The sequence below is a fragment of the Lacrimispora struthionigena genome, assembly GCF_048627165.1.
In the GTDB taxonomy this organism is placed as follows: Bacteria; Bacillota; Clostridia; order Lachnospirales; family Lachnospiraceae; genus Lacrimispora.
Window position 1 is genome coordinate 762,751 of record NZ_JBMBWP010000002.1, and the last position, 15,055, is coordinate 777,805.

Annotated in this window: 13 protein-coding genes and 1 riboswitch; all 13 genes read right to left on the reverse strand. The window is 42.6% G+C overall.

Features of this window, described 5'->3' with window-relative positions; translation table 11 throughout:
- Positions 1–4: 4 nt before the first annotated feature.
- The 13 genes from ACOAOT_RS12510 to ACOAOT_RS12570 all read right to left on the reverse strand — a co-directional run bounded on the left by ACOAOT_RS12510 (position 5) and on the right by ACOAOT_RS12570 (position 15,011).
- Positions 5–1,966: a methyl-accepting chemotaxis protein gene (locus ACOAOT_RS12510; protein WP_420217271.1), complete on the reverse strand. Its 1,962-nt coding sequence runs from the start codon at positions 1,964–1,966 to the stop codon at positions 5–7.
- 98 nt (positions 1,967–2,064) lie between these two features.
- Positions 2,065–3,243: an Acg family FMN-binding oxidoreductase gene (locus ACOAOT_RS12515; protein WP_420217272.1), complete on the reverse strand. Its 1,179-nt coding sequence runs from the start codon at positions 3,241–3,243 to the stop codon at positions 2,065–2,067.
- Positions 3,244–3,254: 11 nt separating this feature from the next.
- Positions 3,255–3,902, reverse strand: a complete 648-nt coding sequence (locus ACOAOT_RS12520) for a TetR/AcrR family transcriptional regulator (protein ID WP_420217273.1) — start codon at positions 3,900–3,902, stop codon at positions 3,255–3,257.
- Between the two features lie 73 nt (positions 3,903–3,975).
- Positions 3,976–4,758 carry a bifunctional hydroxymethylpyrimidine kinase/phosphomethylpyrimidine kinase gene (gene thiD / locus ACOAOT_RS12525; RefSeq protein WP_420217274.1) on the reverse strand — a complete coding sequence of 261 codons (783 nt, stop codon included), beginning with the start codon at positions 4,756–4,758 and terminating at the stop codon, positions 3,976–3,978.
- Positions 4,755–5,393 carry a thiamine phosphate synthase gene (gene thiE, locus ACOAOT_RS12530; RefSeq protein WP_420217275.1) on the reverse strand — a complete coding sequence of 213 codons (639 nt, stop codon included), beginning with the start codon at positions 5,391–5,393 and terminating at the stop codon, positions 4,755–4,757. The genes thiD and thiE overlap by 4 nt, the downstream gene beginning before the upstream one ends.
- A complete protein-coding gene (gene thiM / locus ACOAOT_RS12535) occupies positions 5,380–6,204 on the reverse strand; it encodes a hydroxyethylthiazole kinase (protein WP_420217276.1) in 825 nt (274 codons plus the stop codon). The genes thiE and thiM overlap by 14 nt, the downstream gene beginning before the upstream one ends.
- Before the next feature lie 68 nt (positions 6,205–6,272).
- Positions 6,273–6,380, reverse strand: a riboswitch (TPP riboswitch).
- A gap of 35 nt (positions 6,381–6,415) precedes the next feature.
- Complete coding sequence (locus ACOAOT_RS12540; protein WP_420217277.1) at positions 6,416–9,022, reverse strand: HD domain-containing phosphohydrolase; 2,607 nt, start codon at positions 9,020–9,022, stop codon at positions 6,416–6,418.
- Positions 9,023–9,206: 184 nt separating this feature from the next.
- On the reverse strand, positions 9,207–10,376 hold the full coding sequence (locus tag ACOAOT_RS12545; protein ID WP_420217278.1) for an aldo/keto reductase: 1,170 nt from the start codon (positions 10,374–10,376) through the stop codon (positions 9,207–9,209).
- A gap of 134 nt (positions 10,377–10,510) precedes the next feature.
- A complete protein-coding gene (locus ACOAOT_RS12550; protein ID WP_420217279.1) occupies positions 10,511–10,705 on the reverse strand; it encodes a hypothetical protein in 195 nt (64 codons plus the stop codon).
- A 126-nt stretch (positions 10,706–10,831) separates the two neighbouring features.
- Positions 10,832–11,266, reverse strand: a complete 435-nt coding sequence (locus ACOAOT_RS12555) for an RbsD/FucU family protein (protein ID WP_349670638.1) — start codon at positions 11,264–11,266, stop codon at positions 10,832–10,834.
- A gap of 56 nt (positions 11,267–11,322) precedes the next feature.
- Positions 11,323–12,468 (reverse strand): substrate-binding domain-containing protein, encoded by a 1,146-nt coding sequence (locus ACOAOT_RS12560; RefSeq protein ID WP_420217281.1) that lies wholly within the window; start codon positions 12,466–12,468, stop codon positions 11,323–11,325.
- Between the two features lie 52 nt (positions 12,469–12,520).
- The gene (locus tag ACOAOT_RS12565; RefSeq protein WP_104437958.1) at positions 12,521–13,507 is read right to left on the reverse strand and encodes an ABC transporter permease; all 987 of its coding nucleotides are present in this window, start codon (positions 13,505–13,507) and stop codon (positions 12,521–12,523) included.
- Positions 13,488–15,011, reverse strand: a complete 1,524-nt coding sequence (locus ACOAOT_RS12570) for a sugar ABC transporter ATP-binding protein (protein WP_420217282.1) — start codon at positions 15,009–15,011, stop codon at positions 13,488–13,490. The genes ACOAOT_RS12565 and ACOAOT_RS12570 overlap by 20 nt, the downstream gene beginning before the upstream one ends.
- Positions 15,012–15,055: the final 44 nt, after the last annotated feature.

The window sequence follows — 15,055 nt, forward strand, 5'->3', positions numbered from 1 at the left end:
CATTTTATTTATTTCTCCTGGCCAATTTAAATTTGGAAACCAGACTGGTCATAATTAAGGATTGCCCGGACAGCTCCTGTGCATACGCTGCACTTTCTTCTGCTGTGGCAGCATTGGACTGAACCACTCCGGAAACCTGCTCTATGCCAATTTTTAATTGGGAGACGGCTTCCGACTGCTCTAAGGAACGATTGGAGATCTGGTTGACCAACTGGGAAACCTCTCTTGTGCTTGTCACAATCTGTTCCAGAGAACGGGATGTTTCTATGGCAATTTCATTTCCGTTTTTCACCGCCTCAATGGATTTTTGTATCAAAGCAGCCGTATCCCTGGCTGCATCTGCACTTTTTCCGGCCAGATTGCGTACTTCGTCTGCCACTACAGCAAACCCTTTTCCGGCCTCACCAACTCTTGCAGCTTCCACAGCTGCATTCAGTGCCAGAATATTGGTCTGAAAAGCAATGTCTTCCACAACTTTTATAATCTTTCCGATTTCCGTTGATGTTTCATTGATCTCATTCATTGCGCTTACCAGTTTATCCATCTCCTGCTGCCCGCTGCTGACCTGATCTACCGCCTGCAGGGATTTGGTTCCGGCCAGTTCCGCATTGTCGGCATTGGAACTGATGTGATGTGAAATATCGGAGATGGTTGCTGCTATTTCTTCCACAGAACTTGCCTGCCTTGTAGCGCCCTGGGATAACTGCTGGGAGGATTCCGCTACCTGTTCTGAACTGCTGTTTACCTGTCTGGCTGAGATTATAATTTCACCAAATGCTTTGTTTAACTGATCTGTGATCTGGTTTAATGATGTCTGTATTTCTATAAATTCGCCCTTATATTCAATATCCGATGACACACTTAAGTTCCCTGCCGATACTTGCTGCAAGATATAGGCAATATCCTGAATATAGGATTTAAGGGAACTTACCATATCAGCAATACTTCTTGTCAATATACCAATCTCATCCTTGCTGTTATGGATATAAACTTCACTTTCCAAATCTCCGTCAGCCAGAAGTTCCATACGTCTGGTGATTTTCTTAATTGGGTTCGACAGGCGGTTTGCCAGCATAAAGCTTGCAGCAATACCAATAATGATTAATACACAAGAGGAAACCAGGAGCAATACAATTGTGTATATAATGGAGGAAGTCATTTCCTTAACAGGCGCCACCACTCCGTAGGACCAGCCATCGGAATTACTCACAGGGCCAAAGGCACAGATTCTGGCACCTGTCTCATATTCATATCTGTCTACTCCCTTTTCCCCTTTTATCATCTTGCCATATACCTTTGACGCATTTACAAGGGAAGGATCTGTTTTCGCTTTTTCAATAAAGTTCTGTCGTTCTTCCACCAGATTGGGTCTCTTGTTGGCTACGAAGGTACCGGTACTGTCAAGCATAAATACATTGCCTGTCTTACCAATTACAATCTTTTCAATAATCCTGCTGAAGTAAAGGCTGTCCAGAACACCGATCACCACACCTGATTGAGAAGGCAGAGGAGAACAGACATAAAATACCATCTGATTGTCCAATGCTTCCGTTGAGGAGATTGTAGTATTTCCTTTTAAGCTGTCTGAGAAGAACGTTTTGGTTGAAAAATCCTGCCCATTAAGGGCCTGATCCGTACTGGACAGCTTTCCGTCCGGACCAGCAACTGCCAGTGCTTTAAATTTCGTATTTTTCATTGCCACATCCAGAGCATTCAGCTTCTTACCCATATCACCTGACTGCATCGTTCCCAGCTGACTGGCAAGACTTTCTGCCTGTTCCTTTAACAGACTGATCTCCGCAGCCAATGCGGTGTTGGCAATCTCTCCCATAGCATTCATATCACTTTTGGTGTTCTCGGTAATACTGTAATAACTGGCGCTGATACCTGTAATCACGTTGACCGCTGAGGTCGTAAATAACAAAAGAAATATAACAAAAAACAGTTTGCTTTTTATTGTCTTCATAAAAACATATCCCCCTTGTCATAGTAGTTAATTCTATTATACATTGGGATTGTTTATTTTACAAATATCTATTTCAAAAATCGACTAAATTTTACAATTTATTCCATAATGAAACTCATAACATCTCTTCTCATGGAATTTGGAGCAGATGTTTCCGGTTTCCCAATTCGTAAAAGCATCTGTATGGTCTGGCCCTGGCCGGCATAATCGTTTCTGAAACTATCATAGGGCTGTTTCATCTCCGGATATTCCTCCAGCACCTGGCTGAGAGGCTGCATGGCAAGACCCATGGTATGACCCGTAAGAATCATCCTGCTGTATAGCATACCGCTGAGCACCTGATCTGTCCGTGAGTTGGCGCTGGTTGTTATGACTGCATAGGCGGCAGTATGATCGACTGCTGTTTTCGTATAATGAATGAAGTTTTCAGATGCACCTTTTCCTTCATTAATAGATGGAAACATGGTGATTAATCCCTGGAGCAGATACCGTTTAAAGCCGGAAGCTCCCTGTCCTTCCACCGAATATCCCCATCGGTATTTGTTTTTTTCCTTTTCGTTTGCACGGAAGATTGCATTGGATTCCTCCATTGCCCTGGTAACCCCGGCTTCGATTGTTGCACTTTCCATAACGTAATTGCCGATTTTATTAAGATCAGCCTGATCGGTATAAATCTTTATGGACAGACTGTCCCGATCCGGTAATTTTAATAATTGGGAGATCTGGGAAGAATCAGGAGCTTCCATCTTATAATTTCCCCGGTTTGTATCTGCCAGATATATCCCACTGTAAAGAGGACTTTCTTCCTGCTTGGAAGGTATAAGAGTAATCTTAGCTACCGGTTTTTTATCCATGCTGCCTAAAATATCATTTTCCTCATATTCACCCTCTGGAAAGATGGCAATCTCAGTTTGAAATCCTTCCTTTTCTCCGGCCACTCTTACATACTCTAAGAATGTCCCCTGAGTAATCATCAGCTGCCGGTAAAGAGGATCTACCTCATTGGTAGTCCTCAGGCTGTCCGCATATAAGTAAAATACCATGGAATCTTCTTTGTCCAGTTTCACTTTCCACGGCTGCATATTGTGGTTGTTTGCTGCCAGCAGTCCGACCGCAGTCAGACGCACCCGGGGATCTGCAAACTTTGATGCATAATTTTTATTCCACGGTTCTAGATATGACTGCTTCATAAATCCTCCGCCCAGTATAAATAATACAAAAAACAGGAAAATAATGGAACTGGCCATACAGGCAATTATCTTTAAAAATACTTTCATACATCAGTCTCCTATGCCAAAACCAGCTGTATCATCAACTGAAAGGACTCCTCTAAGAAATCCTCCACGGAAGTATGGTGATAATTATCCAGATATTCCTTTTTCCTTCCACCTGCATTAAAAACTCCGATTGTAAATGCCCATAAAATCAGCGCAGTTTTCTCACAGTTCATATCCCGTTTAAAGCTTCCATCGTTTTTCCCTTTTTTCAGCGCCTCTAACAGAAAAGAAAGAACTTCCTCCCCCAGGCGGTAACACTCTTCTTTCGAGTCATCTGTGACGCCGCATTGATACCCATCATCCTTGGTTTCATACTCCATGATTGCCTTGAAGTAATCTGTATACTTCTGACGAAAAGAGAATAAGGTGAAAAAAATGCAGTGAAGCTCATCCAGCGCACTGGCTGGTTTTTCTTTTCCAAACCCTTCCTCCATCATTCTTAACAGCTGTCTGTAACCTCTGATCATAATTTCAAAATAGATCTGTTCCTTACTGTTAAAATATACATAAACGGTTCGTTTGCTGAATTCTGCTTTTTTTGCAACAGCATCCATGGAAGAATTCTCATAACCGTTTGCAAAGAATACTTTTTCCGCTGCGTCAATGATATCCTTTCTCTTAATTTCCTTTTCCTGTTGTTTCCGTTCTTCCGCTCCCAATAGTAATACCTCCTGTGTCCCATCATTTTAATAAGTAAACTGGTAGTTTACTTATTTTATAACAGTTTACAGATTATGTCAATCCCCACATATGATTTAATGGACCGCTGCCTTTCCCGATGTTTAACTGGTCATTTAAAGCTCCTGTAATATACGCTTTGGCATTTTTTACGCTCTCTTCCAGTGTGCAGCCGTTGGCAAGACTGCAGGCAATGGCAGAGGACAGCGTACAGCCGGTTCCATGGGTATTTGGATTGTCAATGCGTTTTCCTGTAATCCATACCATGTTTTCTTTGGTATAAAGTAAATCGTCAGATGTCTCCGTCAGGTGACCTCCTTTGATTAAAACTGCGCAGCCTAACTTTTGAAAGATTGCCTCTGCCGCTTTTTCCATGTGGTCTTTGCTGGTGATTTTTATATTGCAAAGGGACTCTGCTTCCGGAATATTGGGCGTGGCAAGAAGTGCTGCAGGCAGCAGTCTGCCAATCAGCGCATCCATTGCTGTTTCAGAAAGCAGCTTAGAACCGCTGGTTGATATCATAACCGGATCGACAACCAGATTTTTCACCTTATATTCTTTCAGTTTCGTGGCAATCATCTCGATAATTCCGCTGTTTGATACCATGCCGATTTTCACCGCATCAGGATAAATGTCGGTAAAAATACAATCCATCTGCTGTCCTACAAATTCAGGTGTCACATCCATAATCGATGTGACACCTGTGGTATTCTGGGCTGTAAGAGCTGTAATTACACTCATTCCATATACCTTGTGTGCAGTCATTGTCTTCAAATCTGCCTGAATACCAGCGCCGCCGCTGCAATCAGAGCCTGCAATCGTCAATACTTTTTTCATGAAACCGCCTCCTTCACCAATGATAAAAGAGTTTTTACTGCTTTTTCCTTCTCTTTGGCAGCAAAAACTGCAGAAATAACTGCTACTCCGTCAATACCGCTTCCTTTTAGTTTTAAAATATTGTTCTCATTGATTCCGCCTATGGCTATTACAGGAATGGATACGCAGTTACAGATTTCTTTTAAAGTCTCAAAGGTAACAGGATTGGCATCGGTTTTGGTGGAGGTCTCAAAGACTGCACCCACCCCGATATAATCTGCTCCGTTTTTCTCAGCCAGAAGTGCCTGCTCTTTCGTCTGAGCTGATACTCCCAGTATTTTGTCTTCTCCGATCAGCTCCCTGCATTTTTTTGCCTCCAGGTCTTTCTGCCCTACGTGAACACCATCTGCCCCTACCGCAAGAGCCACCTGAATATTATCGTTTATCACAAAAGGTATTTTATATTTTTCAGTGATTCTTCTAATCTCTTTTCCCTCTGCAACAAAGCTGTCATAATCAAGATTTTTTTCCCGAAGCTGAACAAACGAAGCCCCTGATTTAATAATTTCCTCCACCTGTTCGTGAAGTTTGTTCCCGTCAAGCCAGGTCCGGTCGGTCACCACATATAAAAGCATATTTTCTTTAGATACATTCATATTTTCCACCTTCTTCCAGCATCTGTTCATTCAGTCTGCTCATCTCATCAATCAGCAGCATACGGTATGTACCGGTGCCTCCGTGAAGCTGGCAAAGCTTTTCATATGCTAATTCCCCACACAGTCCCATCCCGCATACGGCAGCTGCAGAGGCCTTTAAAATACTGCCTGGATTGGCTCCCACAAAGCTTCCGGTAACAGCAGCAAGCATGCAACCGGTTCCAGTGATACTGCTCATCATGAAATGACCGTTTCTGATTGCATAAACATGATTTTCATCAGCAACCACATCAATGGCTCCTGTAATTGCGATGACGGAACCGGTTCTTTTTGAGAACTCTTTTGCAAAGTCTGCCACACTTTTTAAATTGTCCTCCGTCACTTTATCCCCTTCACAGGCATCCACACCTGACGTTCTTCCTTCTCCTGCTGCCAGAAATTTAATTTCCGATATATTACCTTTTATAACGGAAAACTGGATCTCTTCCAAAAGCTGATATGCTATTTTTTTCCGAAATGCCGATGCACCGGCTCCCACAGGATCAAAAACAACTGGCAGACCGCACTGATTTGCCTTCCTTCCTGCTGCCAGCATGGATATGGCGGTACGTTCATTCAGGGTTCCCATATTAAGTACAAGAGCGGAAGAAATAGCGGTGATATCGGTAACTTCATTGATATCATCTGCCATAATGGGAGATCCTCCACTTGCTAAAATGATGTTGGCGCAGTCGTTTACAGTTACATAATTTGTAATTGCATGAACCATTGGAACATTGTTTCTTACATTGGTAATAATTTGTTCAAACATTTTCCTTACTCCTTTTCCTGTTTTGAGGGAAAAAAATGAGATATGCCAATAAAGACATATCTCATGATAGTTAGTAAGAGTGGCTGTCCCTACGTTGGCATTACCCAAATCAGGTTATAAGGGTCGAAGTTCTTTACTTCCTCTCAGCCGGGTCACCAGCTCCCCAAAACATATTGAATTTTCTCGATTTTAACACAAGGGACAGATGCTGTCAATTCAATCCCTTCATATGGTTCACAAAAAACTCAACCAGCTCCGGATCAAACTGTTTACCTGAACCCTTAATCAGCTCGCTTTTTGCATAGGAGGCAGGCAGTGCCTTCCGGTAGCTTCTGTCACTTGTCATGGCGTCGTATGCATCAGCTATGGTGATGATTCTTGCAAACAGCGGAATATCTGTTTTGCTTCTTCCTTTGGGATACCCCTTGCCATCCCACCGCTCATGATGGCATAAAACAATCTCCGCTATCTCCGACATATTAGGGGAAGTATTTAGGATACGGTATCCGATCTCTGAATGTTTTTTGACCTCCTGATATTCATCCTCTGTTAAAATTCCGGGTTTATTTAAAACCTCTTCCTGAATTCCGATTTTCCCAATATCATGAAGGAGACCGGCCGCCTTAATCTTATTTATATCACTGTCAGGCAACCCCATCTGTTTTGCCATTGTCTCACAAATTTCTGCCACTCTCTGGGAATGCTGCTCCTCTCTTGGATTCTTTTCATGAAGGGTGTTTAATATAATATCAATGGTTTTGCTTCTTCTGCTACTGGCCTCATATAATTTATTCTGATACATCTCATCTTCTGCCAGCTTTACCGCTTTTTGAATCGACATCCCGAATTCCTCAATAATGTGATATCCGAACGAAACCGAAAGTTCGATTCCGTTGATGGTCTCCCTTGCACATTTTTCTTTTAATTCTCGGATATACCGGTCTGTCTCCCCTCTTTCTGTCCTTCTTAGAATAATCGCAAACTCGTCTCCGCCTACACGGCTGATTAATTCCCCTTTCTTTCCTGAATCCGCCAGGATTTCGGCGAAACGCTTCAGCATATAATCTCCATATTTGTGACCGAAGGAATCGTTTACCATCTTTAGTCCATTGAGATCTGCAAAAATAACACTGATGGGATGATTTTCGGAAAGATTCAGTTCCTTTGATGCCTGGTCAAAATACCTTCTGTTGTGCAGTCCTGTTATATGATCATGATAACTGATCTCTTCGATTTCTTTAATATAATTATGGGTTTCTGTAATGTTTCTGGCAATTGCAATGGCTTTGTCATCAAACCATTTTACAATCCGCAGTTCATGATATTCTGTAATCCGTGCAGTAGTCCACTCATACTCAATTTTCTGGTTTTCTCCAGTGAGAAAAACCTGATCGATCAGCTCCCTGCCTTTTGCAGCAATGGATTGTGGCATTACATCTGTAATATTTTTACCAATAAAACGCTCTCTCTTAAAAAACAGATGATCCAGATCTCCAATACAGTCTAAAAATACACCTTCCTGGGAAATGACAAATACGGTGTCAGGAATCGCTTCCATCAGCGAGTGGGCATATTTAAGGCTGTGATACATCTGTGTTTCCCGCTCAGTTAAAATCTGATTCTGCAAGATTAATTGTTTCTGGGATTCCACATTCTCTTTGAGAGAATGCTCCAGCTTCTCATTGCTTTGTTTTAACTGCTGCTTCATTTCATCGAGAGATTTTCCAATTAATCCAAATTCATCGGTTCTTTTTACCAGTTCCCTGCTGACTTCCTGATCAAAGCTGCGATCTCCTATCTCTTTTATTTCTCTTAAAATAGCTTTAACCGGATGGTCAATGATCCTGCCGGTGAGAATAAAAACGGTGAGGGACATAAACATAAGGGAAAGTCCGAATATCCATATGAATGTATTAGACAGCTGCACTATGGGTTTATTAATGGAGCTCTCCGGTACTTCGAAGACAATTTTCCAGCCCAGATCATTCAGTGTCTTATAAAACACAGTGATCTCCTGTTTATTTTTAATATAAGATGTTCTTCCATTCTCATTTGAAATAACTTCTGAAACAGCAGCAAGATAGGACTGATTATTGGAATCGTATACACTGCCTTTTGCTTTCACCGCAGCTTCACTTTCTGCAGCAAGATAGGCTCCTTCCCTATTTATAATATAGGTTGTGCCATCATGACTGGCAATGTAATCGGAGATAAATTTCTGCATGGAAGACAGTCCTACGTCCACAGTTACGCAACCTATAAATTTACCGTTACCATCATAGGCAGGCTGGGAACATGTAATCATATACAGATTACTGGTCTGATCATAGTACATATCCGTCCAAACAATGTTATTTGTTTTCTTCGCAAGAGCATAGTAATCCTGGGAAAAGTAATCATAGTCAGCGTTACTGTAATCAAATGTTGGTATGATCCGGTCGCCATCCCGGTACACATAGGGTCCCATATATTTTTGAGACTTGTCATATGCATATGGTTCATACCAGAACCCAGCCCCCAGTATAAACTGATTATCCTGGACAATGGGTTTCAAAATATTAATAAAATAATCGGGTGAATAATCTTTACAGCCATTTCCTGCAAATACAGCCAGAGCCTTGGATATTTCAGCTGCATCATTCATGTTCTTTTCGATGATGTTTTTCTGTATCTCTTTCTCTGCAGATATTCGTTCGCTGGTTTCATGATCAACCAGCGTTTTTGCTGTCTTTACACTGGCATTATAACTCAGCATGAGGACCACACATAATACGGGAATAACGATCAGAAGCATTTTCATTCGAATATGGCTAAGCATACCATCACCTCTATCATACGTATTCTTTCATTGAACTATTTCAAATAGTTTAATTATATTATCGACAGATTGTCAAGCTGAATTAAAGTTGTGTGCAATAAAAAAAAGTAAGGCATAAATGATGGTTCTTCATCTATGGCTTACTTTTAACAGGAATCAGACTATATGCTGAACCCTGACTGATTTATTTATCAAATCTCATAACCTTTTTAATCAGGAACCGCAGCGGTTTGTAGCTGACCCCTTCCAGGGACTTTGCTACCCGGGTCATCTCCTCGCTGATCTTAATATGCTGGGGACAATGGGATTCGCACTTTTTACACTTTACACAAAGCGATGCGTTGCGGGGTTCATTCTTAATGCTGGTCTGCATGATGTATTTGGCTTTGGAAGCTAATTTTCCCTCTATCTCCATGTCATTAAAACAGGAAAAACAGGTTGGGATATCCACTCCCATAGGACACGGCATACAATAATTACAACCGGTGCATGGAACCTTTATGGTCTGGTCAAGAATTTCCTTAACCCGTTTAAATAAATGAAAGTCCTCATCAGTAAAAGCGTTAACCTCCGTTTCAGAAGCCACTCTGATATTTTCCTTTAACATCTCCATAGAATTCATTCCGGAAAGCACAACCGTTACCTCTGGCTGATTCCAAAGCCATTTAAATGCCCACTCTGCAGGGGAACGCTTCACAGGAGCGTTGTCCCAGATGGACTTCACCTCTTTTGGGAGATTTGTCACCAGCTTTCCGCCCCGCAGTGGTTCCATAACCATGACTGGGAGGCCTTTACTGGAAGCATACCGGATTCCCTCTATGCCAGCCTGTTTGTTCTCATCTAAATAGTTATACTGAAGCAGACAGAATTCCCATGGATAAATGTCTACCAGCCGGAAAAACTCATCTCTCCCTCCGTGGTAGGAAAAACCAATGTTCCTAATCTGACCTTTATTCTTCTTTTCCTCGATCCATTCATGAATCCCCAGCTTTATCAGCCGGTTCCACACCGTTATATCAGGCAGCATATGGATTAAGTAATAGTCGATATAATCGGTCTGAAGCCGCTCTAATTCAGTTAAAAAGATCCGGTCAAAGTCCTCGTATTTTTTAATGGTGTGAGGAGGCATTTTAGTAGCTATCTTCACCCGTTCTCTGTATCCCTTAGAAAGCACCCTTCCTAAAACCACTTCGCTGTTTGGATAGATATATGCAGTATCAAAATAATTAACGCCATGCTCGATGGCATAAATGATCTGCTTTTCCACTTCCTTTTCATCCCTGCTAAACCTCATACAGCCAAAACCCAGGGTGGAAAGTTCGTCCTGATTTTTGGGATTGATCCGATATCTCATGCCTCATCCTCCTGAATTGGGATTTTTATTCTTATTATAACCGTTTCTGTTGTAATAGCAAATGGTTATCTTCCACAGATTTATACGACCCATATTCTCCATATTCACAGCCTGCATTTTTTATTTCAATCTGATCAATCAAATGCCTCCAGTATGGCCTGATTTCCACCTATAAGTGGGTTGCATATGAAATATTCAATAAAGAAAGACCTTTGCTCTCCTGTAATCCGGTGGTAACCGGTAAAGCTATGCCACCACCAGTCGTAACCGTTTTTCCCCAGGTAACCGTTCAGCATATAACTGTCCCTGTTCAAATCACTTTTGTTCATAGATTTAAGCTCCTTTTGTCATTTATCCATAGTCTTACCAGACCTTTAACAATCATGTAATTGCGGTTATCATAACAAAATTATCCCATGAACAAAAGAAACCGAACGGAAAAAGTACAGGAGATATTATTTTACTACTCCCTTTTTTAAAATAATATTTGCATACAGTTCTTTTTCTCCCGTCATGATAACGACAGATGAGTGATTCTTTGTCCGGTCATAAAATTCCCACTTGTCAATTTCTTCAAAGCAGGCAGCCCCTCTCTCATCATGCTTTGCCACAATTTCCTTATATTTGTCCCAGATGGGAGTCTTAACGTCATCCCCTGGAACCACTCCCATCAGCGTAACCGGATGATCCACATAGGTATCAAGGGGAAACAGCTGTAAAATTGCGTCCAGTATTTCCGGCACACCGTGCCCATCCAGACGGATCACCTTTTTGCCGTAAGTATGGCCCGGAAAGTTCCCGTCTCCAATGGTAAGCTCATCGGTATGACCCATTTCGCATAAAATCTTTAATAACTCGGGGCTGATAATTGATGGAATTCCTTTTAACATAATATTTTTCTCCTTTTCTCAAAGAGCGCTCTCCTGTCAAGGAGAGCGCTTCATAATTAATCGTATAAGTTTTGTGAAATATCATTGCTGTCCATATTGTCTTTGTTGTACCACTGGCTTCCTGTATCAACATCTGCAACGGATTCTCCCTTTGCAGCTGCAACTGCCAGTTTTACGGTCTGATAACCAATTTCTACTGGAGCCTGGGTAACAGCGCCTGCCAGTTTTCCTGATTTGATTGCATCTTTAATCATGGTTCCTGAATCAAATGCAACTCCGATCACATCTTTTCCTAATCTTCCTAAATTTTCGTCACCGGTAATCAGACCTTCACCAGTCTTTTGGTTAGAAGCAAAGATACAGATGGTATCTTCCTTGTTTAAAATGGTCTGTGCATCGGTAGTCATTAAAGACGCTTCTACCTTTGAAGGAACGGCAACATCAAGTATGACATCTGCTGAGTTTCCTTTGTCTGTCTTAGAATCCGTTACGAACTTGTCATTGCCGGTGATACATACGGTTTTTCCGTCTGCCTTGATTAATTCTGTTATTTTATCAATAAATCCAAGACCACGGCTGATAATAGACTCAGAGGTTGCATCCTGGTTCAGTACGCCGATGCGGACGCTTTTTGATGACTTGGCTATTAAATCTTTAATGAGCGGATAGGTGTTTTCTGCCGCAACTTCACCTGCCTTGTAATTATCTGTAGCTGCATTGGCAACAACAGCACCTTTTGGTGCATCCGGAACACCGGAGTCAAATCCGATAATCGGTATTTTTGCATCCTGGGAAGATTTAATGCTGTCGTTAAGGGCTGAAACATCAAGAGCTGCCAGTCCGATTGCCGCCGGTTTCATCTGAACTGCATTGTTCATCATCTGAACCTGTTGTGCTATATCTGATTCGGAATCCGGTCCCTGAAACTCCAGATGAACGCCCAGTTCCCCAGATGCCTTCTGTGCTCCCTTATAAACCGCCTGCCAGTACTGGGACTGAAAGCCCTTTGCCACCATGTAAACGGTCATGTCTTCCTTGCCTTTTGCTGCTTCAGCAGCCGCCTGGGTACCTGCCTCTTTTGTTTTGCTTTCTGCCGCTGCTGTGGTTTTCACATCTTTGGTAGAAGAATTGCTTGCGCAGCCGGCAGTCAGTGATGCCATCATAGCTGCTGTGATTAAAACGCCCCATACATTTTTCTTCATTGTTTGCTTCCTCCTGGTTTTTTTATGTAAATTCTTGCGAATTACACTGCGCTCAGCTCTTTCTCCTGTTACGATACACATCGGCAAATACAGCAACGATGATGACCAGACCTGTGGCAACCTGCTGGTAGTGGGTCTGAAGTCCCACAAAGGGCAGCCCTGTCTTTAATACAGAAATAATAAATACACCGATCATGGTTCCGGCTATGGTTCCGATTCCGCCTGACATGGAAGTTCCGCCAATTACCACACCGGCTATGGCATCCATTTCAAATCCGGCTCCGCCTCCTGGCAGCAGCGTGGAATAAATGGTGGAATAGGCTAAACCTGCAATTCCTGCAAAGGTACCGCTGATGATATAGGCAATGATTAAATACTTATCCACATTGACTCCGGATAACCGGGTTGCTTCTTTGTTGCTTCCAAGGGATAAGATATAGCGTCCTGCTTTGGTTTTGTTCATTACCACTGCCATGACAATGGCAGCTGCAATCAGGAATAAAAATCCGGTTGGAATTAAGAGTCCGCTCTCTGTTTTAATTTTAAATATGGCGCGGTACCAGCCTTCCGGATCAGAACCTGATTTCCAGGTGACCGACTGGGCTCCTGTGATAATGGAGCCGATTCCTTTTGAAAGCATCATGGTTCCAAGGGTTGCAATAAAGGGCGGAAGACCCATTTTTGCCACCAGCAGGCCATTTACAACACCAAAGGCAGTTCCGATTAAAATACAGATAATAATCACCAGCCATATGGGAAATCCCATATTTACGCTTAAGTATCCTGCCACCAGACCGGACATGGTAAGCACGGTTCCGATGGACAAATCGATTCCGCCGGTTGCAATAACAAAACAGATGCCGATTGCCATAAATCCAATATAATAGGAGGCATCAAAAATGTTTACCATGGTGTTATAGGTTGCAAATCTGGGATTCATAATTCCGAATGCCAGGTAGATTACGATGAGCGCCAGCAATGCTACCAGCCTCTGGGTTCCTATCGCCTTGATTAGCGGGTTATTTTTCAGTTTTTCCATTGCTGACCTCCTGATTTCTCATGGTTGCAGAAGCCATGATCCGCTCCTGCGACACCTCCTCGATTGGGATTTCATCGGTAATGCGTCCTTCACACATAACGATAACCCTGTCACTCATACGCAAAATTTCAGTCATTTCCGACGAAATCATAATGATGGATTTCCCCTGCTTTACCAGTTCATTCATCAGTTGATAGATCTCGCTTTTTGCTCCGACGTCAATTCCTCTTGTGGGTTCGTCAAAAATAAGAATATCGCAGTTTTTAATCAGCCATTTGGCAATTACCACCTTCTGCTGGTTTCCTCCCGACAGATTTACCACCATCTGGTCTACGCTTGGAGTCCTGGTATTTAACAAGTGTACATAATGCTCTGCCTGCTGATGCTCTTTCTTCTTATCGATGAATGCGCCTTTCATGAATGACGAGAGGGAAGCCATGGTGGAGTTTTCCGCAACGGATTTAAATACCACAAGTCCAAAGCGCTTCCGGTCCTCTGACAGATATCCGATTCCCTGATTGACCGCATCCTCTGTAGTCTTTATTTCTGCTTTTCTGCCATTGATGAAGATCTCTCCCCCATCTTTTCTATCCGCTCCGAAAATAGCTCTGGCTGTTTCTGTTCTGCCCGCTCCCATTAATCCGGAAAAGCCCAGGATTTCACCTTTTCTCAGTTCAAAGCTCACATCTTTCACCATTTTACCTGCGCTTAGATGTTCCACTTTTAAAACCACCGGGGCATCCCCTTTTACACTGCCAGCCTGTTTCGGCTCTTCGTAAATCACCCGGCCTACCATCATATTGATGATGTCATCCTTGGTACAGTCTTTTGTTGTCAATGTGCCCACATAGGTTCCGTCACGCATGACAGTCACCCGGTCTGTAATTACTTTAATTTCATCCATTCGGTGGGATATGTAGATGATTCCCATCCCCTTGGACCGCAGATCCCGGATGATTTTAAACAGCTCTTCTATCTCTGTTTCCGTCAGCGCTGCGGACGGCTCGTCAAATACAATCAACCTGGCATCTCTGGAAATTGCTTTCGCTATTTCACACATCTGCTGCCGCCCTACGGTTAAATTCCCCATTACCTCAGAGGGGTCGATCTCAATATTGAGACGCCCAAATAACTTCTTTGCTTCTTTATTCATCATGGAATCGCTGATAAATCCACTTTTCATTATTTCCCGGCCAATAAACAGATTCTGGGCCACTGTTAAGTGATTCATCATATTCAGTTCCTGATGGACGATGGCAATTCCGGCTTCCTGGGCCTTGGCTGGAGTGGTAAAATTCACTTCCTGGCCCTCAAATTCAATGGTACCGGAATCTTTCGAATAGATGCCTGTAAGGATTTTCATCAGAGTGGATTTTCCTGCTCCGTTCTCCCCCATCAGTGCATGAACCTCTCCTGCTTCTACCTCCAGATCTACGTGATCCAAAGCATGTACCCCTGGAAAGGACTTGTCAATCCCCTTCATTCTCAGCATAACCCTGCCCACATTCTCACTCTCCGCTTCTTTTTGTCTGGAACACTTTGTTTTGT